General features: G+C 43.0%; 20 protein-coding genes. 9 read left to right on the plus strand and 11 right to left on the minus strand.

Annotated features, from left to right (window positions below; genetic code table 11):
- Positions 1–183: 183 nt before the first annotated feature.
- Both OEG80_RS03095 and OEG80_RS03100 read right to left on the minus strand, forming a co-directional pair.
- Positions 184–417, minus strand: coding sequence for a hypothetical protein (locus tag OEG80_RS03095; protein ID WP_263241693.1), 234 nt, complete (start codon positions 415–417; stop codon positions 184–186).
- Positions 414–1,136, minus strand: a complete 723-nt coding sequence (locus OEG80_RS03100; RefSeq protein ID WP_263241695.1) for a 5-formyltetrahydrofolate cyclo-ligase — start codon at positions 1,134–1,136, stop codon at positions 414–416. Before OEG80_RS03100 ends, OEG80_RS03095 begins: the two co-directional genes overlap by 4 nt.
- A 141-nt stretch (positions 1,137–1,277) precedes the next feature.
- Between OEG80_RS03100 and fumC the strand changes: the two genes are divergently transcribed.
- From fumC to OEG80_RS03115, 3 genes are all read left to right on the plus strand, one after another.
- Positions 1,278–2,681, plus strand: coding sequence for a class II fumarate hydratase (gene fumC / locus OEG80_RS03105; protein ID WP_263241697.1), 1,404 nt, complete (start codon positions 1,278–1,280; stop codon positions 2,679–2,681).
- A 295-nt stretch (positions 2,682–2,976) separates the two neighbouring features.
- Positions 2,977–3,504: a peroxiredoxin gene (locus tag OEG80_RS03110; RefSeq protein ID WP_263241699.1), complete on the plus strand. Its 528-nt coding sequence runs from the start codon at positions 2,977–2,979 to the stop codon at positions 3,502–3,504.
- Positions 3,505–3,663: 159 nt separating this feature from the next.
- Complete coding sequence (locus OEG80_RS03115) at positions 3,664–4,386, plus strand: hypothetical protein (RefSeq protein ID WP_263241700.1); 723 nt, start codon at positions 3,664–3,666, stop codon at positions 4,384–4,386.
- 142 nt (positions 4,387–4,528) lie between these two features.
- Here the strand turns inward: OEG80_RS03115 and OEG80_RS03120 are convergent, their stop codons facing one another.
- From OEG80_RS03120 to OEG80_RS03155, 8 genes are all read right to left on the minus strand, one after another.
- Positions 4,529–5,341: a MipA/OmpV family protein gene (locus tag OEG80_RS03120; RefSeq protein WP_263241701.1), complete on the minus strand. Its 813-nt coding sequence runs from the start codon at positions 5,339–5,341 to the stop codon at positions 4,529–4,531.
- A gap of 245 nt (positions 5,342–5,586) precedes the next feature.
- Positions 5,587–6,633: a rhomboid family intramembrane serine protease gene (locus tag OEG80_RS03125; protein WP_263241703.1), complete on the minus strand. Its 1,047-nt coding sequence runs from the start codon at positions 6,631–6,633 to the stop codon at positions 5,587–5,589.
- Positions 6,634–6,732: 99 nt separating this feature from the next.
- Positions 6,733–7,941: an alpha-hydroxy acid oxidase gene (locus OEG80_RS03130; protein WP_327107849.1), complete on the minus strand. Its 1,209-nt coding sequence runs from the start codon at positions 7,939–7,941 to the stop codon at positions 6,733–6,735.
- A gap of 192 nt (positions 7,942–8,133) precedes the next feature.
- On the minus strand, positions 8,134–9,891 hold the full coding sequence (locus OEG80_RS03135) for an L-lactate permease (RefSeq protein WP_263241705.1): 1,758 nt from the start codon (positions 9,889–9,891) through the stop codon (positions 8,134–8,136).
- Between the two features lie 243 nt (positions 9,892–10,134).
- Positions 10,135–11,346, minus strand: a complete 1,212-nt coding sequence (gene glcF, locus OEG80_RS03140; RefSeq protein WP_263241707.1) for a glycolate oxidase subunit GlcF — start codon at positions 11,344–11,346, stop codon at positions 10,135–10,137.
- Between the two features lie 26 nt (positions 11,347–11,372).
- Positions 11,373–12,431, minus strand: a complete 1,059-nt coding sequence (gene glcE / locus OEG80_RS03145; protein ID WP_263241709.1) for a glycolate oxidase subunit GlcE — start codon at positions 12,429–12,431, stop codon at positions 11,373–11,375.
- Positions 12,428–13,906, minus strand: coding sequence for an FAD-linked oxidase C-terminal domain-containing protein (locus OEG80_RS03150; protein WP_011514205.1), 1,479 nt, complete (start codon positions 13,904–13,906; stop codon positions 12,428–12,430). Before OEG80_RS03150 ends, glcE begins: the two co-directional genes overlap by 4 nt.
- 198 nt (positions 13,907–14,104) lie before the next feature.
- Positions 14,105–14,413 carry a glutaredoxin family protein gene (locus tag OEG80_RS03155; protein ID WP_020444065.1) on the minus strand — a complete coding sequence of 103 codons (309 nt, stop codon included), beginning with the start codon at positions 14,411–14,413 and terminating at the stop codon, positions 14,105–14,107.
- Positions 14,414–14,640: 227 nt separating this feature from the next.
- On the opposite strand from OEG80_RS03155, the gene mtgA reads away from it, so the two are divergent.
- The 5 genes from mtgA to OEG80_RS03180 all read left to right on the plus strand — a co-directional run bounded on the left by mtgA (position 14,641) and on the right by OEG80_RS03180 (position 19,203).
- On the plus strand, positions 14,641–15,327 hold the full coding sequence (gene mtgA, locus OEG80_RS03160; RefSeq protein WP_011514203.1) for a monofunctional biosynthetic peptidoglycan transglycosylase: 687 nt from the start codon (positions 14,641–14,643) through the stop codon (positions 15,325–15,327).
- A 129-nt stretch (positions 15,328–15,456) separates the two neighbouring features.
- Entirely contained in the window at positions 15,457–17,745 is a 2,289-nt protein-coding gene (gene ppk1 / locus OEG80_RS03165; RefSeq protein WP_263242462.1) for a polyphosphate kinase 1, read from the plus strand.
- Between the two features lie 306 nt (positions 17,746–18,051).
- Positions 18,052–18,225, plus strand: a complete 174-nt coding sequence (locus OEG80_RS03170) for a hypothetical protein (protein WP_020444063.1) — start codon at positions 18,052–18,054, stop codon at positions 18,223–18,225.
- 48 nt (positions 18,226–18,273) lie between these two features.
- A complete protein-coding gene (locus OEG80_RS03175) occupies positions 18,274–18,555 on the plus strand; it encodes a hypothetical protein (protein WP_263241713.1) in 282 nt (93 codons plus the stop codon).
- Between the two features lie 141 nt (positions 18,556–18,696).
- A complete protein-coding gene (locus OEG80_RS03180; RefSeq protein ID WP_263241715.1) occupies positions 18,697–19,203 on the plus strand; it encodes a hypothetical protein in 507 nt (168 codons plus the stop codon).
- A 249-nt stretch (positions 19,204–19,452) separates the two neighbouring features.
- Here the strand turns inward: OEG80_RS03180 and OEG80_RS03185 are convergent, their stop codons facing one another.
- Positions 19,453–20,226, minus strand: a complete 774-nt coding sequence (locus OEG80_RS03185; RefSeq protein ID WP_263241717.1) for a tRNA-(ms[2]io[6]A)-hydroxylase — start codon at positions 20,224–20,226, stop codon at positions 19,453–19,455.
- Between the two features lie 620 nt (positions 20,227–20,846).
- Between OEG80_RS03185 and OEG80_RS03190 the strand changes: the two genes are divergently transcribed.
- The gene (locus OEG80_RS03190; protein ID WP_263241719.1) at positions 20,847–23,051 is read left to right on the plus strand and encodes a malate synthase G; all 2,205 of its coding nucleotides are present in this window, start codon (positions 20,847–20,849) and stop codon (positions 23,049–23,051) included.
- Positions 23,052–23,253 lie beyond the last annotated feature (202 nt).

Raw genomic sequence — 23,253 nt, forward strand, 5'->3', positions numbered from 1 at the left:
CGCCTTTTTGGTTTTTTATAGTCAGGGAAAAGTAATATCCATACATCATGTACTGCTGATATTAATTTTTCTTGCTTGCTGTGCCTACGCAGACAGAGGCTACAAAAAATTTATACCAGCAGTACTGTAGCGTTTTTAAGGTATTTTAACTATATGATGATGTGATTTATGCCTTTCTTAATACTATTCATCAAAATCCTCAATCTCACTATTTAACCCACTCAAGAACTCATCACTTTGCGCCATTAATTTATTCAAACGGCGTTCATTGATAGTATTTGCTAACTCGTCAGCGCTAAAAGTCTGCTCTTGACTATAATAGAGCCGCTCATAATCCGCTTTTTCTAACTCTTGCAAATGTTGTTCGACATTCTCTACACTAGAGTTAGTATCTAGAGATTTCTTATCATTTTTCATCGAAACCACCTCAAGCCACTTGGCGTAATTATGGCATCTAACGGCACATCCCATGATTGACGCTCTAATTGCTCAACCACTTGAAAGTCATAGCACCAACCTATCTTTAGCGGTTTTTTCGCTCCTGATTTATAGCTTTTGCTAAGCGTCGTATCATAAAATCCGCCACCCATGCCCATACGATTACCGTTCGAATCGACCGCCACCAATGGACAGATAATGACGTCTAGCTCGCGTGCCCATAGCAATCGGCGATGATGGTTTTGTTTCATGCCTAAGCTATGAATGCGTGTCGGTACATTTAATAACTTTGCATGATAAATAGGCACAAAGCGCAATCGTTTATCTTCAGAGCCATTGCTAGTACGACCAAATGAGCCGACCACCGGTAAATACGGCAAATAGCCTAAGCGTTGACACCAATCCAAAATTGGCTGAGTGGGTAGCTCACCAAAGCCATCATAATATAAGCCGATACGTGCATTCGGCGGTAAGCGTTGCTGTAGCTTGACTAAATGCAAGCTTGCCATGCGTGCGTATTGTTTACGCTCATTATCCAAGAGCCTACGACGCTGGCGAGTGAAATGGCGTCTGGGTGGATTAGCCAAGCTATCAGCGACTTTAACCTCATTTTTAGAGCGAGCGTCATCAGCCGATAACTTAGAAAGCGAATCAGATAATACAGTAGCAGATTGTTGTTGGCTGGTGTTTTTAGACATCAGTTAGCCTCACGGACTTGGAGAAATTTGTGATAAGTCATGCTATCATAACGCCACTTTACAGCGTATTTTCCTTTATGTGCAGCGTGTGTTGCACTTTTTTCAAAGCAGCTATACAACAAACCATCAAAGAGGGTAGTTATGTCGACACAGAATCAGGCAACTCGTACCGAAAAAGATACCATGGGCAATGTAGAAGTCCCAGCTGACGCTTATTGGGGTGCACAAACTCAGCGTAGCCGCGAAAACTTTAAAATCGGTGGCGAGACCTTGCCGCGTCCGATGATTGAAGCGATGGCACTGGTCAAAAAAGCCGCTGCGATTACCAATGCGAGCCTTGAGCGCATTGATGCAGACAAGCGCGATCTTATCGTCCAAGCTGCTGATGAAGTTATCAATGGTGGTCTAACCGATCAGTTTCCGCTAGTCGTTTGGCAGACCGGTTCTGGTACTCAATCAAACATGAATATGAATGAAGTATTAGCGAATCGTGCCAATGAAATCGCAGGGAACGCGCGCGGCAGCTATACGCCGATTCACCCAAATGACCATGTAAATCATGCTCAATCTACTAATGATAGCTTCCCAACGGCGATTCGTGTTGCCGCTGCTCGTGAAATCAACGGTTTATTGATTCCAGCAGTAAAAGCGCTACGTGATACGCTAGATGCTAAAGCAAAAGAATTCGATAGCATTGTTAAAATCGGTCGTACGCATTTGCAAGACGCCACGCCTTTGACATTAGGTCAAGAATTTAGCGGTTATGTTAGCCAACTTGATCATTCATTGGTACGTATTAATAATGCGCTACAAGGCTTGTATGAATTGCCATTAGGTGGTACGGCGGTTGGTACTGGTCTAAACGCTCATCCTGATTATGCAGTAAAATCAGCTGAGCAATTGGCGACATTGTCTGGTCTGCCATTTGTGACGTCACCGAATAAATTTGAAGCACTAGCTGCTCGTGATGCTGAAGTATTTGCGTCAGGCGCACTAAAAACTCTAGCCGCTAGCTTAAATAAAATCGCTAACGACGTACGTTGGTTGGCATCAGGTCCTCGTTGTGGTCTAGGCGAGTTGACGATTCCTGAAAATGAGCCAGGCTCTTCTATCATGCCGGGCAAAGTGAACCCAACCCAGTCAGAAGCGATGACCATGGTAGTTGCGCAAGTCATGGGTAACGATGTCACTATCAGCATGGCAGGCGCGTCAGGTAACTTTGAGCTAAACGTTTATAAGCCAGTGATTGCCTTTAACCTACTGCAATCTATCAAACTGCTTGGCGATGCGTGCAATAGCTTTAACGAAAACTGTGCTGTTGGTATCCAGCCAGTCAAAGACAAAATCGATGACTTCTTGCATAACTCATTGATGCTAGTCACTGCATTGAACCGTCATGTTGGTTATGAGAATGCCGCGAAAATCGCTAAGACTGCTTATAAAGAGAACAAAACCTTGAAACAAGTTGCCGTTGAGCTAGAACTGCTAACTGAAGCGCAGTTTGATGAGTGGGTTATTCCTGCTGATATGGTAAATCCTAAGTAAGCAATAGACCAAATAATGACCTGCTACGGTGTCAGACTTGCTTAATGTACGATAGGTACCATTTGTACTGCTAGTAGCAGCATCATATTTGTTCCATTGAAAGTTTAGAAAAAAAGACCTTGTCACTTCTTATACGAGAATGTGGCAAGGTTTTTTTTGGTTTATATTTTTAAAGCTAGATCTACATCTTATATAGTGAATGTAATCTCAAAGATTGCTTATGGACTACTATAACTATTATCATATACATGCAGAATTTTGGAAAAAAAGACAATAACCTAAATCGGAGTAAACAATGATTACCCATGTACCTGATATGACTTTTAAAACTCGTGTTCGTGATGACTCTATTGGAGGAGACAACCCGTTCAAATGGTATGATCTAACCACAGATGAGTTATTTGCCAATAAAAAAGTGGTTGTGTTTTCTCTACCAGGTGCGTTTACGCCAACTTGTTCGACCAGCCATCTCCCTCGTTATGAAGCGCTTTATAATGAGTTTAAGGCATTAGGCATAGATGAAATAGTTTGCATTTCTGTCAATGATGCGTTCGTCATGTACCAATGGGGTCTGAAGCAAAACCGTGAAAACGTTTTCTTACTTCCTGATGGTAATGGTGAGTTCACTCGTAAAATGGGGATGCTTGTTGATAAGAGTAATGTTGGCTTTGGTATGCGCTCATGGCGTTATTCGATGGTTGTCGACAATAAAGAAGTTAAAAAAGTGTTTAAGGAAGCTGATTTTGGCGACAACTGTCCAATAGACCCATTTGAAGTATCAGATGCAGACACTATGTTAGCGTATTTAAAAAGTAATGCTTAGGTTCTATTGAGAAGTTAGAAATAAAAAAGACCTTGTCATGTAATGTGGCAAGGTCTTTTTTTGTTTTAGAAGTTGGCTCTGTTCTTTGTCTATATAAGCCAGTAAGATGTGTAATAATGCAAATTTATAGATACCTTCAGTTGTTTAGGTGAGATAGCTATGTATCAACATTTACCAAATATATGCTACGAGTGTGGAATACTGCTAAATCAAGAAAGCTTAACAAAAGAGCATGTACCTCCTAAATGTTTTTTCCCTAAAAATGATAATTTTTCTTTGATTACTGTGCCTTCATGTATTGAGCACAATGGAGGTAAGTCTAATGATGATGAGCACCTTCTACAAATCATATCTCTTCAAATTCTAGCTAATGAAAAAGGCCAAAATATTGCTACAAGCAAAGCTGTAAAGGGTATATTAAGAAATAAAAAGAGAACTAAGAGCTTAGCTAGCAACGCAACCCTAGTCTATGTTGATGAAGAGAAAACAGGGCAACTCAAACCTACTTTTGCATTCAAGTTCGATGAATTTAAACTCAACAATAGTGTATCTTCTATTTGTAAAGGTCTATACTACCACCAGTTTCATAAGGTCTTTAATGGAGACATTGAAATTTATAATGAGTTTCAAATATCACTTGATGACGACTCGATAAACAAAAACCAAGAATATGAAAAAAATAGAATTTTGATAAAGAAAAAATTTTCTGACGTCGAAAGAAAAGGAAAAAATCAAGAAATTTTTTACTACCAGATAATGAAGCTACCGAAGGGTTTGGGTTTTTCTCTTGCTATTAGGCTTTGTTTTTATGAAGGTATTGGCATCTTAGCTTTTCTACAAGAAAAAAAGAATTCAAACTCAATGCAATCACGTCTGCATTAGTTAAATTATAATAATGGTCATATTTTTATAAATACTTGAGCTATACCCGACAGCTTTTACAGTCAAATTAATTCAGCCAAATCATCGATAAAAAAAGCCAAGCAAAATGCTCGGCTTTTTTAAACCAAACTTCTAATCTCAATTAGAACTTATAAAGCAAACCAAGCGTCGTCGTAGCATCAGTACGCGAGTCAACCATTGGACTGTCATATTGCTCATTTGGCAGATAACTTAAGCTTTGATTGGCAAAGCCTGCCCAGCGCTTACTGAAATCATAGTTGGCACTAACATTAATATAAGGATTCAAGCTTGAGTTGGCAGTATAAGCAGCGACGCCCGTTCTAGTTGACTCTGTATCGCTCACGCCGTAGTAGTATTCATTGTAGTCGGCATCATTGTACTCAAATCCAACGCTTGGATAGACCGTTAGCTTGTTTTTGCTAATTTTACCAAGATAGCTTAAGCGGGCAGTATTACCGCCACTACGGCCTAAGATATCTGTAGCGTATTGGGCACGAAAGCCACCAACCGGTGTCAGACGCGTATAGCTTAGTCCTGCAGCAGCAGAGGCTTTACGCTCATCAAGTCCTTTTAGTGCGCCAGTAGCATCATCAGGATCAAATGAATTGCCAGCAAGCTGAGCATAAGCAGCTAGCTGATTGCTGCCGTCATTGATAAGGTATACACCCGCTTGGGCACCGCGTGCGTAGATTCTATTATTGTCATAGAATACCCCTGGCAATACTTTTATCTCGGTGCTTTCTTCCAAATCGTAAGCAGATTTGACTGCCATGACGTTGACGCCAACGCTTAGCTCAGCATCAGGATCTTTCGGTAAGTTTTTATTGAAGAGTGCTGCATTAGATAGGCTAGCTGCGCCAAGCATGGCAGTAGCCGTCAACGTGCTAAGCAAAGCACGCTTAAAAGTAGGGGATAGCGATGATGATGTAGACATGATTTGCTCTCATAAGTGGTTGAAACAAAAGGATAAAAATAGCAAAACTCGTAAGGATTTTTGTACGTTATAGTCGATTCATCTTAAAAACGATACAGTGCTATTGGCTATAAATTTTTTGCAGCCTCTGTCACGCCTGCGAACAGCAAGCAAGAAAAAATTATAGCCAATAGCACGTTATTACAATCGTATCGCTTTTATTTTGAACTGACTATAGAATCAGGTAAAAATAAAAGCGATATAGGCTAAACAGTGCTTTGTTCAATGGCATTGAGCACTTCTATTAATTGCTGATGGATATCTTGCCACCACCACATAAAGCCAATGCTAATAAATAACATTACAATCCATGGCAGCAGTTGCCAAATAAGCGCAGGTTTAATGGCTATGCTTTTCTCATTCAAGGTTTCGTTAAGAGTAGGGCGAATAGGATTGGTAGGGTTAACAGTTACGTTTGAGTTTACACCACTATTATTATCTACATGACTCTCATTATGCAAACTGTCATGATTTAAATGAGAGTTATTTAAGTGTGCATCATTATCAAAGTCAGTGTCGCTATTCACTGGCGTATTAATATAAGTGGTGTGATATTCGTTTTGTTGCTCACTTTGATAATGGGGCAAATAATCACTCTCATAAGTGGCAATATTCTGTATGACCGCTGCCATGCGTTGACGGTAAGCAATCGCAAAAGCCAGTGCAATGACAAGACCCGTAATCGCGCCGCCAATATGACCAGCATTGTCGATACCCGGCACTGCAAAACCATAGACTAGGTTGATGCCCATAATAAATATCAGGCTTTTAAGATTCAGCACCATACCATTGACTGATATCTTAAACAGCGCGGCGATTAATAACGCTGCGCCAATACCCATGATACCGCCCGATGCGCCCGCAGATAATCCAGCTTGTCCTGTTCCGTCCACAATACCTTGCCATGTGACGTAATTGTTCAGTAAGTTGCCACCGATTGCTGCCAGTAAAAATAGCGCCAAAAACTTCGCTGAGCCAAACATCGGCTCGGCGATTTGACCAAAAAAGTACATGGCAAAACCATTAAACAATAAATGCATCAGCCCAATATGCAAAAACGCACTGCTCACCAAGCGCCATGGCTCATTATCCATGGTAAAAGGCAACGCATTGGCACCCCATTTTATCAGCGCTTCAGTTGAGGGATTGTTGGCATCGACACCCGTTAATACCTGCATGATAAACAGCCCGATAAAGCTGACTAATAACAAGGTGGTAACAGGCGCTGTCTTTAATAATTGTTGAATGGTCATAACATCTAATTATCAATAAAAAATTATCAGTACAGTATAAAGGGTATAGATAGTATAAAGAAAGCGACCAACCAGTCTAAGTAGCTATCTCGTCTACACTTACCAGCGCATTGGCGCTACGTATGGCAAGGCAGTTTTGAGATGCTCGTAGGTACCTTTGACTAAGATATCATCGCGCACTTCATTGATATCAGTATGACCGCAAAACGCCATGCTGATATCACATTCGTTATAAATCAGCTCAAGCGCTCGGCGGACACCATCTTCGCCATACGCCCCAAGACCATAAAGAAAAGCGCGACCAATCATCGTGCCATTGGCTCCTAATGCCATCGCTTTGAGTACATCTTGCCCAGAACGAATACCGCTATCGAGCCAAACTTCAATCTGACTGTCTTCAGCACGCACGGCTTGTACAATATCGGATAGAGATGAAATGGAAGAGGGTGCACCATCCAATTGGCGTCCACCATGGTTGGAGACCACTAACGCATCAGCACCGCTACGAGCGGCCATTACAGCATCTTCTGGCTCCATAATACCTTTGATAATCAGCTTGCCACCCCACATGTCTTTAATACGAGCGACATCATCCCAGCTCAGCGCAGGATCGAACTGCTCAGCTGTCCATGCGGATAGCGATGAGATATCCTCGACGTTTTTAGCGTGACCGACGATATTACCAAAGGTGCGACGCTTGGTACCCAGCATATTCATGCACCATTCTGGCTTGGTCATCAGATTTAAGATATTGGCAAGCGTCGGCTTTGGCGGCGCAGATAGACCATTTTTGATGTCTTTATGACGTTGACCGAGTACTTGTAAGTCGGCGGTCAGGATGAGCGCTGAGCAATTGGCTTCTTTAGCGCGGCGAATCAAATTGGCGATAAAGTCCATATCACGCATCATATATAGCTGAAACCAAAACGGCTGGCTGGTATTTTCTGCTACATCTTCTATAGAGCAAATACTCATGGTCGATAGTGAAAACGGTACACCAAACTTTTCTGCTGCCTGTGCCGCGAGGATTTCTCCATCTGCCCACATCATGCCAGTAAAGCCTGTTGGCGCAATCGCAACTGGCATTTTTACTGACGTGCCCAACATTTCGGTGGCAAGCGAGCGTCCTTCCATATTGACCAATACCCGCTGACGCAGTTTGATACGGTCAAAGTCAGTTTCATTATTGCGATAGGTGGTCTCAGTCCATGATCCTGAATCAACATAATCATAAAACATGCGAGGTACTTTACGCTCAGCAACACGTCGTAGGTCTTCAATTTCAGTAATTTTGCTCAAATTTTTCATAAGGTATTCCTTGTTGCTTATTTGGTAACCGTTTATTCATTATGATGCTGTGGTCATTCATTTTTTGTCGTTAATTATTAGATAATATTATCTTAACCGCGACATAAAACTGACGCTATCATAGTTAGTATAATAGCGTCAGTTCAAGTACTGAGTGCGGATTCACAGATTTACTAGTACAGCTAACTCATGTTAAGTAACGGTTTTTTTACTCGTTATTGCCATGATTCCAAAAAATGCGATTGGCCAAATGACAGCCAATATCCACCACCACATTTGACCGAAAATAATACCCATACCGATCAATCCTGCCTGAATCACATAGTATGTCATTGCGACTAAGGTTTTGCGAATAACATAGCCTTCTTTATCCATTAGACCAACCACCGCGCAAGCAGCAACGACGTTATGTACCGCAATCATATTACCAGCAGCGCCGCCGACCGCTTGCAGTGCTACTACTTGTGCAGCAAGATTGACATCTAAGCCAATTTGACTGGCGGTTGACCACTGAAAGTAAGCGAACATCATATTGCTGACGGTATTTGAGCCTGCAATGAACGCACCCAACGCGCCAATCCACGGAGACACGAGTGGCCATGCATTTTGAAATGCACCAGCAGCACTCTCAGCCAGTAAGATGGGCATAGCGGGTAGCGAGTTTGCGACTTCAGCAGCTGACCCGGAGTTGATGAATACTTGTACCATCGGTACCGAAAACAGCAAGGCTGGTGCGGCGGCTACCATGGTTTTTGCAGAACTACTCCAACTACGTTTGACGGCTTGTCCGTTCATTCTGAACAACAAGATAGAGATTAAGGCAACAATAATTAGAATGATACCTGGAGAATAGGCAAGTTGGATTTTACTAGAAATAGTTGTACCAAAAAGATTGGTAAATTGTATAGTGGTCAAATCTCCAGTCAAAAATGCCTTCAGCGGTGCAATGACTCGAGTGATGATTAGTAGACCAATAACGATGAGATAAGGAGAAAATGCCCGAACCAAAGAAAATCTTGGTGCAATGGAATCATCAAACTTTTCTTCAGGTAACGAGCCGAGCCAGTCTTTATCCCATTTAGCGCGTGGCGCAAAATCAAAAATCTCTTTAGGCATCAAGAAGCCGCGCTTTGCTGCAGGAAGCACAATCATAAGACCGATAAAACCGCCGACCAATGATGGGAACTCAGGACCTAGGTATCTAGCCACTAAATAATAAGGAACGGTAAAGCAGAGACCAGCAAAAATTGCAAAAGGCCATACTTTGAGCCCTTCAACGAAGGAGCGATTTTTACCAAAGAACCGAGTCAAAAATCCACTCAAAAGTAACGGAATTAGAAAACCCACCAGCGCATGTATCAGACCGATGTTACCCGCGATTTGTAATAGATAGTTTTCAGTTGAGAGTGGCGCAATCGCTTGCGTTATATCTGGCTTATCATTGATACCAGTCCAAACGCCAAGTAATACTGGCGTACCAACGGCACCAAATGATACGGGCGTCGACTGAATAATTAACATAGCCATAACTGATGCCATCGCTGGGAAACCTAAAGCCAACAACAACGGTGCACCGATAGCAGATGGCGTACCAAATCCTGATGAGCCTTCTATCAGCGAGCCGAATAACCACGCCACAATGATAACTTGAACGCGTCTATCGGGCGAGATATCCATAAAGCCTTTACGAATAGCGACAATAGCGCCCCCTTCCTTCAAAGTATTCAGCAATAAAATAGCCGCAAATACAATAAATAAAAGCGTGAGTGCGACGATGATGCCGTTTACAGTCGCGGCTGCGACTTGAGCACCACTGGCTTGCCAAACGAACAACGCTAATAGCGCGGTTACTAAATAGGCAACGCCCATAGAAATCTTGGCAGGGAGCCGCAACATTACAAGCAAAACGAGTACTACCAGAATAGGCGCTAAGGCCAAAAAAGTGTACATAATAAACCGTCCTTGGTATATGTAGTTGAAGTCATCTTTGAAATATCATTGAAGGATATTTCTTTTTTCTTTATCAGTATTAAGCCAAAAGAAGCCCGTAGTTTTTTGGTGCTGCGGGCGTCATTCAAATGGCAGTAGAGAACTTATTTCAAAAATTAGCTGAGACCTTGTATTCTTTATTAAGGTAGTTAAGAGCTGATTATGATTGTCCTTTACAATCCGCTTAACTCATTATAGTTGGTTTTATTGTGGGTCTAACAATTCGATCCAATGCTTGACTGGGACGGACGCATGGCTGCCTAAATGCAATTGGCATCCGATATTGGCTGTCACAATCTGATCTGGGTTATCGATGGTAAGATCGTTGATTTTATTGGTGAGTAGTTGCTGGCTAAGCGTAGGCTGAAGGAGCGAGTAAGTACCAGCAGAGCCGCAGCATAAATGTCCGTTTTGGGTTTTAGAGAGCTCAATCCCAGCGCGTTGCAATATCTGCTCAACATGACCGCCTAACTGCTGAGCGTGCTGTAGCGAGCATGGGCAGTGGACAGCGGTCTTGCGATTCGTCTGTTTTACTACCAACTTCTCTAGGTCCTCTTTGATCAAAATCTCACTCAGGTCTCGGGTCAGTGCACTGATACGCTTGGCTTTAGCTGCATAAGCGTCGTCATGTTTGAGTTTTTCACCGTACTCCTTGACCATCGAGCCGCAGCCTGAAGCGCTGATAACAATGGCTTCAGCCCCAGCCTCAATATATAGCCACCACGCATCGATATTGCGCCGCATGAACGCAAGCCCTTCTTCATGAGCAGGTATGTGATAGCTCACAGCGCCGCAACATCCGGCATCTGGTGCAGCAATCAAGCTGATGCCTAGCCTATCAAGTACTCGGGCGGCGGCATTGTTGGTATTGGGGGTGGCAGAAGGTTGGGCGCAGCCCTCTAGCACCAGCATTTGACGCGAGTGTTGCTGTGAGGGTCGCGGGCGGGTGATTTGCTTAACAGGGACTTGGGCTTTTAAGTCGCGAGGCAAAAAGGAGCGAAACAGTTGTCCAAGTCTTAAGAGAAACCCAAATCGGTGCGGATAGGGCAACACCTTTCTGATAAGCCAGCGTTTAAGTCTTTGATCAGCAGGTCGCGACAGCTGTTCTTCCATAATATCGCGGCCGATCTCAGCCAAGCGGCCATATTTTACCCCGGAGGGGCAAGTGGTTTCGCAGCTACGACAAGTCAAACAGCGGTCTAAATGAAGTTGGGATTTTTCGCTAACATCACCAGTTTCAAGCATTTGTTTTAGTAAATAAATACGACCGCGAGGACCGTCACGCTCATCGCCAAGCTCTTGATACGTGGGACACGTAGCATTACAAAATCCACAGTGAACGCAAGTGCGCAAAATATCATCGGCTTCTTGAATATCTGGGTAATCCAGATATTTTATATTGATTTGAGTTCGCATTACGACTTCCTTGTCATCGAGCTAATTTACATCCAGCTATATAAACGATTGGGATTGAAAACACCATTCGGATCAAAGGCGTGTTTGAGGCGTTGGTGGAGCTTTTGGAGCGCCTCAGGCTGAGTATGAAAGACCTCCTGATTCCTGTCGCCACCGCGATAAAGGCTGACCTGACCACCTGCGGCCTCAGCAAGCGCTTCTAATTTTTCCGCGGTAAAGTCGCCACGAAGCCAGCGCTGTGATCCTCCCCAATCAATCAGCCAATCTTCCTCTGGTAGCATATGCACCGCGCTACTTTTTACAGAAAACCGCCACAATGAGGACGCGTCTAAGAAATAATCCAATTGCTGCTCACGAAGCATTGACCAAAACGTATCTGTATCCTCTAATATCGCGCCTTGCCACTGGTTGACAGTACTATCTACAGCACTTCGCGCGCCTGCCAAGCGCAAATACAAATGATTGTCAAACCAACACGCCCCTGTCAAGGGTTTGGATTTTCCTGAGAGACGGTTCATGGTCTCAATAGCCTTTGCAGCGTCCATTTCCTGCTTAATAGTCACAGTGGCGGCAGGCTTAGGCATGACTTTTAGACTGACTTCAGTGATGATACCCAAAGTGCCCATCGCGCCTGCTTGCATCCGTGAGACATCATAACCGGCGACGTTTTTCATCACCTGACCGCCGAAGCGCAGTTCTTCTGCATGGCCATTAATCAGGCGAATGCCTAAGACATGGTCTCTTATTGAACCGCTCCAAGGTCTTGCTGGGCCTGATAAGTGGCAAGCCAATGTACCGCCCAAGGTTGCTTGTCCGTCAAATGTCGGTGGCTCAAATGCTAAGCACTGATTGTGTTCGGCTAATGCGCTATTAATCTCAGTAATTGAGGTTCCAGCACGAGCAGTCAGCACCAATTCGATCGGCTCATAACTGATGATGCCTTTGTGCTCGCTAAGACTGATGGGGTCGCCTATTGGCTCACGTCCCATAAACTGCTTACTGCCCCCGCCCATGATTTGTAGGGCTGTGCCGTCATGGCTGGCTTGCATTACTCGCGCAATCAGCTCTTGACTCATGTCTGTCATGCCAGATCTCCTTGCTGTGGTTGAGAGTCATGGTTGTGTTGCGTTCTGTCAAGGGTACGGTACTCTTGACAGCGCTTGAGCACTGGAATGCCCTTACCTGGATTTAGCGTACCGATTGGGTCAAAGGCGTGCTTGATTGCATGAAATTGTGTCAGCTCTTGATCGTTAAACTGAATCGTCATTTGGCGGATTTTTTCAACGCCAACCCCATGCTCACCAGTTATGCAGCCGCCCACCTTGACGCAAAGCTCTAAAATACGGCTGCCGAACTCTTCAGTGCGCTCAAGCTCTCCTGGGACATTGGCATCAAATAAGATAAGCGGGTGCAAATTGCCGTCCCCAGCATGAAACACGTTGGCGACGCGCAGACCGTATTCATCTGAGAGTTTTTGCATTTCGGTTAGGACATGGGCAAGTTGGCTACGCGGAATCGTGCCATCCATGCAGTAGTAGTCAGGGGATATTCGTCCGACAGCGGGGAATGCAGATTTTCGACCTTTCCACAATAAGGCGCGCTCCGCCTCACTTTGTGAGACACGTGTTGTGGTTGCGCCAAGCTCGATAAACAGCTGCTCAACCTCTGCAATCTGTTCTTGAACTTCCGCCTCGCTGCCATCTAACTCACACAGCAGCAAAGCTTGGGCGTCAATTGGATAGCCTGCATGAGCAAACGCTTCGGCGGCTATGATGGCAGGGCTATCCATCATCTCAAGTCCGGCTGGAATAATACCTTTGGCAATCACGCCGCCGACCGCGTCCCCTGCGGTCTGAACATTATCAAAAGCGGCCATAATGACCTGAGCCTTTTCAGGGCTAGGTAGCAGCTTGACCGTCACTTCAGTAATCACCCCAAGTAGACCCTCAGAGCCAGTAATCAAAGCCATCAAATCAAAGCCGTTGCTATCAAGACCTTCACTACCAATAGTAATGAGATCCCCCTCGACTGTGACCATCTCAACTTTTAATAAATTGTGAGTGGTCAGACCATATTTGAGACAATGGACGCCGCCTGAGTTTTCGGCGACGTTGCCACCGATGGAGCAGGCAATCTGTGAGGAGGGGTCTGGGCCATAATACAAGCCATATTGTCTAGCCGCCTCACTAATAGCAAGGTTACGGACACCTGGCTGCAAACGTGCGCTACGGGCAAGTGGATCAATATCAAGGATATGTTTAAATCGTGACAACACCAATAAGACGCCATCAGGGTTGGGCATTGCACCTGCACACAAACCCGTACCGGCACCGCGTGCGACCACAGGGATTTGATAGCGATAACAGATTCGCATTACCTCACAAACTTGCTCAACGGTTTTTGGGAGCACCGTGATGAGGGGCATATCGCAATATACCGATAAGCCATCACACTCAAAAGGCTTTTGAGTCTCCTCATCATTGATCACGTACTGAGGCTCAATAAAATCGCGAAATAGCTCTACTAAAGCAGCTTTATCAGGTCTTTGGCTCTGATTCATGGTGGCATTCCTTTGCTCACTAAATTGTCGACACTCACTGCATTATTATACAGATGACCTTAAGCTTATAATAAAAAGGGAAAGATTAGCTATCAATATATTAGTTAAAACTGAATAAAATGATATGTAATGTTTTGAATTAGTAAGAATTAAGCTTGTTTGCGGCTGTATTGAATAAGCGAGCAGGGGCTGTCAGGGTCACAATAAACGCTGTAAATCCAGTATTGAAAATGGATAATCTAAGCGTTTTGTCGGTGTCAAGATGACGGGAATAGTCGTCGCAAAGGCCATCATAAGCGGTTCAGAGAAATCGGCAATATCGACAGACTCGTAAGTAACGCGTTGCACCACTTGTAGCTGTGTTATCAGCTGTTCAGCAATATCACATAAATGACAACCTGAGGTGCCGAGTAGCCACCATTTGGTTATATTTTCAGGAGAACCAAGCTCAGGTTTTTCTTCAATCATATGAGCACGCAATGTGCTTATATTATTATTCTCGTACATAGCTACTCTCTTATATTAATCCTAAAGGCAAAGCTTACAAATCCAACGTTCATTTTTGCTGATTTTTTACGTGTACTCATGTGACATGATAAAGAAGTGGGGTAAATAATGACAGCGATTGTGAGATTAGGTAAGATGAGCTGCTATTTATAATTGCTGACCTATATTGCTAGGCTAAGCGCTCCTTACTTCCTCTAACTATCTTTTCAATCACTTGGACAACACGCATGACAAGTTTTGGCAAATTTATCAAACGACTCTTATTGGCATTGATGGTGTTGGTCGTCGCATTCCATGTGTTGGTTGCAGGGCTGCTGTTAATTTGGAAAACGCAGCCGATTAATAACAGCATGTTTATGCTCACCCATCGCATTATGGGCGGTGATGTTAGCCAAACTTGGGTTGAATATGACGCGATTGCCAAATCTGCGAAGCAAGCGGCGATTGTCAGTGAAGATTCGACGTTTAGCCAGCATAACGGCTTTGACATGAAAGGCATTAAGGCGGCACAGAAAAAGAATGAAGCGACTGGCAAGATGTCTGCAGGCGGCTCAACCATCACTCAGCAATTGGCTAAAAATCTGTTTTTGACTTCGCATCGCTCTTATACGCGTAAAGCTGAAGAGGCTGTTCTCACCATAATGATTGAGACATTATGGGATAAGCAGCGAATTTTGACCGCGTATTTGAATGTAGCAGAGTTTGGCAATGGTATTTATGGTGTTGAAGCGGCAGCGCAGTATTATTTTGATAAGTCAGCTGCTAATCTCAATCGTGATCAGTCAGCCTTATTGATTGCCATGCTAACCAATCCAAAATACTATGAAAGTCATCAAAGCGATAAACGCCTGCGTAATAAACAACGTATCATAAAAAAGCGTATGAAAAATGCTGTATTGCCACAGTCTGCCTAAATGTAGCTAGAATTAACGGTAACAATAGAATAATAATTAAAAAGTATAGTATAAAAATGCTGATAGGATAAGATTGATATAAAAATGATAGCAGTTTGATAACAGTCATAGGAGTGGAGCGTGGTAGAGATGGATAATAAGCACAGTAATAGTGATAAGACCGCTGATGTTATTGAGACATATATTGATGCGAATAATGATGTCAATAGAGAGAGTGACACAGATAAAGTAGACGGTGCCATTAATACCAGCAATCCTCTTACCGATGAAAGCCTTATTAATCCGTATGGCAACCAAGTTTTAACCGAGATTGATTGGCAACGCTCGGAAGATGGTAATTATTCACCCAGCAGCTATATCAATCGTGACTTGTCTTTACTACAGTTTCATCTGCGGGTCTTAGCACAAGCGGCAGATCCCCACCATCCTTTGCTTGAGCGTTTATTCTTTTTAATGATTTTTTCATCCAATATCGATGAGTTTTTTGAAATTCGCGTTGCTGGTATTATGCAAAAGCTCAATCTGGGTGATGTGTCGACCAGTGTACATGGTATGCGTCCCAGTGAAATTCTTAATGAAATATCAGCAGTGACTCATGATGCCATCGCTGAGCAATACCGTATTTTAAATGAAGATATCTTGCCAGCACTGGCGCTTGAGGATATTCGTTATTTAAAGCGCGATGAGTTGAATGCTGAGCAATCCGCATGGATGAAGCGCTATTTTACTGAGCAAGTCTCGCCGGTATTGACACCTATTAGTATTGATACTGCGCATCCATTCCCGCGCTTGGTGAATAAAAGCTTGAACTTTATTGCGACGTTAGAGGGCAAAGACGCCTTTGGTCGCGATATCAATCTGGCAATCGTACCCGCGCCGCGTAGCTTGCCGCGCGTGATTCGTCTGCCTGATGAATTGACTGGTGGCAAAGAGCACCATGTGATGCTATCAGCGATTATCCATGAGCATATCGGTGAGCTATTCCCTGGTATGAATGTCACCGGCTGTCATCAATTTAGGCTGACGCGTAATGCCGATTTGGACTTGGCAGATGATGTTGATGACATTGCCAAAGCCTTAGAAGGTGAGCTTGAAAACCGCCGATTTGGTGATAAAGTGCGCCTTGAAGTCACTACTGAATGCCCAACGCCAATTAGTGATTATTTGCTTAATGAGTTTGAGTTGCATGACAACCAATTATACCGCGTCAATGGACCTGTCAACTTAACGCGTTTGCTGTTTGATTTTAATATCCCAGCCTTGCGTTATCAGCCCTTTACGCATGTGATACCAAAACCGTTTCGCCGCGAAGTCGACAAGCTTGATAAAGCAACCAGTATGTTTGCTGCCATGCGTAAAGGCGATGTATTGGCGCATCATCCGTTCCATGCGTTTTCGCCGATTATTAATTTACTTTGGCAAGCTGCCAGTGATCCAAAAGTATTAGCGATTAAGCAAACGCTTTATCGTTCAGGCACCAATTCAGAAATTGTCAAAGCGCTAGCCGCAGCCGCACGTAATGGTAAAGAAGTGACAGCAGTCATTGAGTTACGCGCCCGTTTTGATGAGGCGTCTAATATTGCTGTTGCCAACTATCTGCAAGAGGCAGGGGCAGTAGTGGTCTACGGTATTGTTGGCTACAAAACCCACGCTAAACTCATGCTCATCGTGCGCCGCGAAGAGGGGAAAATGCGCCGTTATGTGCATTTAGGCACGGGTAATTATCACGCAGCAAATGCTAAAGTCTATACCGATTATGGATTATTCAGTGCGGATCCTGATATCTCAGAAGACGTCCACAAGATATTCCAAGAGCTGACCGGCATGGGTAAACCTGCTAATCTCAAAAAGCTATTGCATGCACCATTTACCTTGCATGATAAATTGATGAGCTTTATCGATGATGAGATTACTCATGCCAAGGCGGGCAAGCGCGCTCATATTATTGTTAAAGTAAACGCCTTAACCGAACGTCGTTTGATTGATAAACTATATGATGCGTCACAAGCAGGGGTCAAAATTGAACTGATTTTGCGCTCAATTTGCTGTCTGCGTCCGCAAGTGAAGGGTCTGTCTGAGAATATCACCGTACGTTCTGTTATCGGTCGTTTTTTGGAGCATACTCGCATCTATTACTTCTATAATGATGGTAATGAGCGCTTGTACTGTGGCAGCGCCGATTGGATGGATCGTAATTTGTTCCACCGTGTAGAGGTAGCGTTTCCGATTGAAGATAAAAAATTGTCTAAGCAAATTTATCAAGATGGACTGTTGAGTTACCTCCAAGACAATAAGCAAGCGTGGACACTCAGCGGTGACGGTAACTGGCAACGAACCAAGCCAGCGGCGGATGAAGCGCTTCACATTGCTCAAGAGCATTTATTAAAAGTGATTAATCGTGTTGGCGAGCCGGTATAACTGTCTTGTTTATTAGCGGTTATTAAGTCGATTAATCTCATTTAGTGTTTTTAATGTTATCCACTTTTTTCAACAAATATAACAGCCAAGCATAGGGATTACTCTGTGCTTGATTTTTTTTGCCTACCAATTCTACTTTCTGGTTACAAACTGTCTGGTAAGCTCACACTTATTCACATATTTATACGGCAGTACACTGGTGAGCGTATCAAATTTATTCTTATAATTAGGTAGATATAGATAATTAGATAGATATAAAAATTCACCCTTATATAAATTATCTCAATAAGAAAACAGGATTTCACCATGAGTCACACCAACAATAATAGCTCAGATATCAAAAAAGCCGCTGAGGAATCAGATAGCCACCAGCAGATTGAGAAAAATTTAGAAAATGGCAAGCCAGTTGATGCACCAGAATCATTAACAGAAGAAGAGCAAACTTCTTTTATCAACGATGATTTGCGTACAGACAAATAGTTAGCAAAAAATTATTGAACTCCATACTACTAAAGCGAGGGAAATGCCATGTCACATGATAGTCAGTCAGACAATATTCAAACTAACAACATGCACCCAAATCATGAAGAGCCTGTATCCGTCAACGATCCAGCGAAGCTGCATCCAGATAATCCATCGGACAGTTATGAAGGTCGTAAGCACGAACCCGAAATTGATGGACCTCAGCAGGAGTCGCAGGAGACGGATGAGATATACGCTGACCCACGCAAAGAAGAAAATCTGCCTCTAGGTGGAAAAAATGTTGGCGATCTAAACGCCTATGATTTATCGCAAAAAGGCAATGAATAGTTTTTCATCGTCGTGACTCTCTTAACTCTCTTAACTCTCTTAACTCTCTTAACTCTCTTAACTCTCATATAAATGATCATTGTCAGATGGGTGATGATGAAGAAATAACAAGAAAGATAAATTAAAAATAAGGATATTACGATGGAAACGAAAGATCCGGCATTAACCAAAACGCCTATCATCAGTAATGATGGTCATATCGACAATATGCCTGCGCGCACGGTCGACACCAGCGCAGCTCATGATAATACGGAAAAAAGCACCGAGACATTTCAAGAAACAGTCATTGGTACCAGATATGCGAGCGATGATATCCAGCATGGTGACCATACACATGAAGACATTCATCATAATAGTCATAACGTGATGTCTACCGATGATAGTATTGAAAATCATACCACTATCAATAAAGGAACAGATACGTTCCAAGAGAGTGTGGTAGGCTCAGAACATGTCAATGATGGCGATAATGCTGCCCGTCAGCCAGATCGCCGCGATCAAGAGGGCAATGCTTTTGATGATGGTATCAATGAACATACCACTATTGATCAAGGGGCTAAAAGCGAAGGCATAAACGATTTAAATCGCTATGCAAATATTGATAATGCTCAAACCCGTGTGTTAAATCCGGATGAAAAAGATTTTTAAAACATTTAGACAATTCGATAACTTGAAAAGGTGCTGCAAGTAATGACGTACGATACGTCGCTTGCAGCACCTTTTTTTGTTTTATTGATAACATAGTCGATTCAATTTAAAAAGAACACCGTACTGCTGGGATAAATTTTACGAAGCCTCTGGAGTGCGAAGTGCACAGCAAGCGAGAGAAATTTATCCCAGCATAATGCTATTCTGAGCGTAACTCTTTTATATTTAACTCACTATAGATTTAATAAATTAGAGAGCAATAGGGTCGCCGCTATGAAAACGCAGCTCAGTATCTGGAGTTGATATCAAATCTGCTTCTACTTCTTTAAAGAACGCCACCCGCTCATCGATATTGTCTTCAGACAATGACTGCGCCAGTGCCAAATAATCCTCAAAATGACGGCTTTCTGATTTTAATAAATAACGATAGTATTTTACCAAACGCTCATCATTGATAACCTCAGAAAGTGCCGCAAAACGCTCACAAGAACGTGCCTCGATAAATGCACCAATAATCAGCACATCTACCATTGCAGCGGGTTCATAAGTACGCTTGTGTTTTAGCATCCCTTTGGCATAGCGTCCAGCACTTAGATATTTCCATGCTTGCCCGCGCTCATTCATAATGCCAAGCACTTGCTCATAGTGCAGCATTTCCTCACGTATTAATTGTGCCAATTTACGCTGTAAATCATAAGAGAACTCATAGCGAAAGATGAGATTCATCGCGGTACCGGCGGCCTTTTTTTCACAATTGGCATGGTCTTGAATAATCAGCGATAAGTTATTAACAGCGGCGTTGACCCAAGCTTGTGAGGTTCGTGCGCCCAAGAAATCAAAAATAGGCGATAAATCTACCTTTAGTGGCGTGCTGAGTTGGGTGATAGAAATGATATCAACGCTATCATTACTACCGTTATCTTCAGAATCTATTACAGATTGACTCCCTACTGTAGTTGAAGGCTCAGACTGCAAATTAGAAGTAGTTTTAGGTATGGATGTATTTTCTTGGTTTATGGTCATGGTTTGCTTAGACTTTATCGATGAGTGGATGAATAAAATAATGAAAAAAAGTAGATATATACGCGCGATATGTATTTAAATTCTCTAAAATACTTTGATATGATAGATAACCATTACGCATAAATTAATATCGTAATGATTACTTACAGTTTATACTTGTGAGTAATTTAGTAGGATGGGATAGTAAGATAATCGTTGCTGGCGCATATGGTATATAGGCTATCATTTATCTACAGCACAAGCATTTAGTTACTAAATGAGGTTTCCTTGTTTATTGCCTTATTTGGTAGTAGGATAATATTTTGCTTTTAACGTATTTTGTCTTACTATTGCTTGTCAGCTGATAGCAAGTAGCCAATAGTATATCAACTATCAATCGCGTCTCAAAATCTAAGGTTTATAGCCTATCTTTATGTAAAACCTATCTAGATAATACAACGTTAAACACCGCTCAAATAATGACAGCCGAGGTAACGCAGCAGTAAATTTATTTGGCTTGTAGCTTATTTATTACTTTACAACCCTGCTTTATGCGCCCTTTTGCATGGCTGTGTACATGGACGAGGTATGTTTTAGCAGCCCAGTATCAACAAATCTAACAAACAGATAAGGATAACAGTATGAGCCAGTCTTCTAATGCCAATCGTGTTCAAAAAGGCATTCTTGCCATTGATCAGCAGCTGTTCGATTTTATCGAAAATGAAGTGCTGCCGAAAGTCGGTATTGATTCAGACGGTTACTGGTCAGGTTTCGAAAAGGTCATCAAAGAGTTTACGCCACGTAATAAAGCACTGCTTGCAACGCGTGCTAAGATTCAAGGACAGATTGACCAATGGCACCTGCAACATCCTACCAAAAATGGCAATATTGATTATCCAGCGTACAAAGCATTTTTACAAGAAATTGGCTACCTATTACCAGAAGGCGAAGCGTTCAGTGTCAGCACAGAAAACGTCGATGATGAGATTGCCCGCATTGCAGGACCGCAGCTGGTAGTGCCAGTACGTAATGCTCGCTATGCGTTGAACGCCAATAATGCGCGTTGGGGCAGCTTATATGATGCTTTATATGGCACCAATGTTATCAGTGATGAAAATGGTCAAGAAGCAAAAGGTGGCTACAATCCAACACGTGGCGCAGCCGTCGTCGCTTATGCCAAAAAATTCCTAGATGAAAACTTTGCCTTAGCATCAGGCTCCTATAGCGATGTAACAGGTTTTAGAGTCGTTGATGGTAAGCTTGAAATTGCGCAAGGCGATAGCAGCACGCAACTAAAAGATGCCGGACAGTTTGCAGGTTTCGTAGGCGACGCTGATAGTCCTAGCGCTGTGTTATTAAAGAACAATAACTTGCATGCTGAGATTCAAATTGATGGCAATCATCCCATTGGCAAAGATGATCCTGCACATATCAAAGACGTGTTATTAGAGTCGGCGCTGACTGCGATTCAAGATTGTGAAGACTCCATCGCTGCTGTTGATGCAGAAGAGAAGGTTGAAGCGTATCGCAATTGGTTTGGCTTGATGAATGGCGATTTGCAAGAAACCTTTGAGAAAGGCGGCAAGACCCGTACGCGTAAACAGAATCCTGATCGCGAATATACTACGCCAGAGGGTGATACGCTGACCTTGCCAGGTCGCTCGCTTTTATTGCTACGTAACGTCGGACATCTCATGCAAAATCCATCGATTTTGGTAGATTTAGGCAATGGTCAAGAAGAAGTTTTCGAAGGTTTAATGGATGGTTTGATTACGCCTTTATTATCATTGAATGATTTAAAAGGTAAAACCGAGCTATCAAACTCACGTAAAGGTTCAATGTATATTGTTAAACCAAAAATGCATGGTCCTGATGAAGTGAAGATAGCGAATGACTTGTTTAACGCCTCAGAAGACCTACTGGGCTTAGAGCGTTATACGATAAAGATCGGAATTATGGATGAAGAACGCCGTATGACGGTCAACTTAAAAGAAGCCATTCGCCAAGCAAAAGAGCGTGTTATTTTCATCAATACCGGCTTCTTAGATCGCACAGGTGATGAGATGCACACCAGTATGAATGCAGGTCCATTTGTTCGCAAAGGCGATATGAAGTCGCAAACGTGGCTGCCTGCTTATGAGCAATGGAACGTCGATATCGGTCTTGAAGTAGGCTTACAAGGTCACGCGCAGATTGGTAAAGGCATGTGGGCAAAACCTGATGAAATGCAAGAGATGATGGACACCAAGATTGCCCATCCGCAAGCAGGTGCCAATACGGCATGGGTGCCATCTCCAACGGGCGCTACCTTACACAGCATGCACTATCATCAAGTCAATGTTGCTGAGGTTCAAGACAGTCTGAAATCACGTGCGCGCGCTAGCGTAGATGATATCTTAACCATTCCATTGGCAACAGATACAAATTGGACTGAAGAAGAAAAACAGCAAGAGATTGATAATAATGCTCAAGGTATCCTAGGCTATGTCGTACGTTGGGTAAACCAAGGTGTTGGTTGCTCTAAAGTACCTGATATTAATGATGTCGGCTTGATGGAAGATCGTGCGACATTGCGTATCTCAAGTCAGCATATTGCTAATTGGTTACACCATGATGTGGTCAGCGAGCAGCAAGTGATGGACGCTATGAAACGTATGGCTAAAATCGTCGATGAGCAAAATGCTGGTGATGCTGATTATCAACCAATGGCAACTGACTTGGACAACTCCTATGCTTTCAAAGCCGCTTGTGATTTGGTGTTTAAAGGTCGCGAGCAGCCAAGTGGTTATACTGAGCCATTATTGCATCAAGCACGTCTAGATCTAAAAGCCAGTGTTGGCTGCTAAAAGTTAAAACAAGACTGAATTTAGCAATAAGCACCCTTTAAGCGAGGTAAGTGACTGCCAATAAAAGAGGTAAGTAACTGTCAAGTTTTCACACTGCTAATTGCCAAAATTTTTAGCGTTTCTGATTTCCTTTGTAATTCTCACCCTTATTCGTTTTAAACGAGTAGGGGTGTTTTTTGTCAAAATTTTCTTTAAGGTAAAA

Source organism: Psychrobacter sp. SC65A.3 (assembly GCF_025642195.1).
In the GTDB taxonomy this organism is placed as follows: Bacteria; Pseudomonadota; Gammaproteobacteria; order Pseudomonadales; family Moraxellaceae; genus Psychrobacter; species Psychrobacter cryohalolentis.

Excerpts from the sequence above, each read along its gene's own strand:
- OEG80_RS03095 (WP_263241693.1), bottom strand. The coding sequence starts at position 417 with ATGAAAAATGATAAGAAATCTCTAGATACTAACTCTAGTGTAGAGAAT.
- OEG80_RS03100 (WP_263241695.1), bottom strand. The coding sequence starts at position 1,136 with ATGTCTAAAAACACCAGCCAACAACAATCTGCTACTGTATTATCTGAT.
- fumC (WP_263241697.1), top strand. The coding sequence starts at position 1,278 with ATGTCGACACAGAATCAGGCAACTCGTACCGAAAAAGATACCATGGGC.
- OEG80_RS03110 (WP_263241699.1), top strand. The coding sequence starts at position 2,977 with ATGATTACCCATGTACCTGATATGACTTTTAAAACTCGTGTTCGTGAT.
- OEG80_RS03115 (WP_263241700.1), top strand. The coding sequence starts at position 3,664 with ATGTATCAACATTTACCAAATATATGCTACGAGTGTGGAATACTGCTA.
- OEG80_RS03120 (WP_263241701.1), bottom strand. The coding sequence starts at position 5,341 with ATGTCTACATCATCATCGCTATCCCCTACTTTTAAGCGTGCTTTGCTT.
- OEG80_RS03125 (WP_263241703.1), bottom strand. The coding sequence starts at position 6,633 with ATGACCATTCAACAATTATTAAAGACAGCGCCTGTTACCACCTTGTTA.
- OEG80_RS03130 (WP_327107849.1), bottom strand. The coding sequence starts at position 7,941 with ATGAAAAATTTGAGCAAAATTACTGAAATTGAAGACCTACGACGTGTT.
- OEG80_RS03135 (WP_263241705.1), bottom strand. The coding sequence starts at position 9,891 with ATGTACACTTTTTTGGCCTTAGCGCCTATTCTGGTAGTACTCGTTTTG.
- glcF (WP_263241707.1), bottom strand. The coding sequence starts at position 11,346 with ATGCGAACTCAAATCAATATAAAATATCTGGATTACCCAGATATTCAA.
- glcE (WP_263241709.1), bottom strand. The coding sequence starts at position 12,431 with ATGACAGACATGAGTCAAGAGCTGATTGCGCGAGTAATGCAAGCCAGC.
- OEG80_RS03150 (WP_011514205.1), bottom strand. The coding sequence starts at position 13,906 with ATGAATCAGAGCCAAAGACCTGATAAAGCTGCTTTAGTAGAGCTATTT.
- OEG80_RS03155 (WP_020444065.1), bottom strand. The coding sequence starts at position 14,413 with ATGTACGAGAATAATAATATAAGCACATTGCGTGCTCATATGATTGAA.
- mtgA (WP_011514203.1), top strand. The coding sequence starts at position 14,641 with ATGACAAGTTTTGGCAAATTTATCAAACGACTCTTATTGGCATTGATG.
- ppk1 (WP_263242462.1), top strand. The coding sequence starts at position 15,457 with ATGGATAATAAGCACAGTAATAGTGATAAGACCGCTGATGTTATTGAG.
- OEG80_RS03170 (WP_020444063.1), top strand. The coding sequence starts at position 18,052 with ATGAGTCACACCAACAATAATAGCTCAGATATCAAAAAAGCCGCTGAG.
- OEG80_RS03175 (WP_263241713.1), top strand. The coding sequence starts at position 18,274 with ATGTCACATGATAGTCAGTCAGACAATATTCAAACTAACAACATGCAC.
- OEG80_RS03180 (WP_263241715.1), top strand. The coding sequence starts at position 18,697 with ATGGAAACGAAAGATCCGGCATTAACCAAAACGCCTATCATCAGTAAT.
- OEG80_RS03185 (WP_263241717.1), bottom strand. The coding sequence starts at position 20,226 with ATGACCATAAACCAAGAAAATACATCCATACCTAAAACTACTTCTAAT.
- OEG80_RS03190 (WP_263241719.1), top strand. The coding sequence starts at position 20,847 with ATGAGCCAGTCTTCTAATGCCAATCGTGTTCAAAAAGGCATTCTTGCC.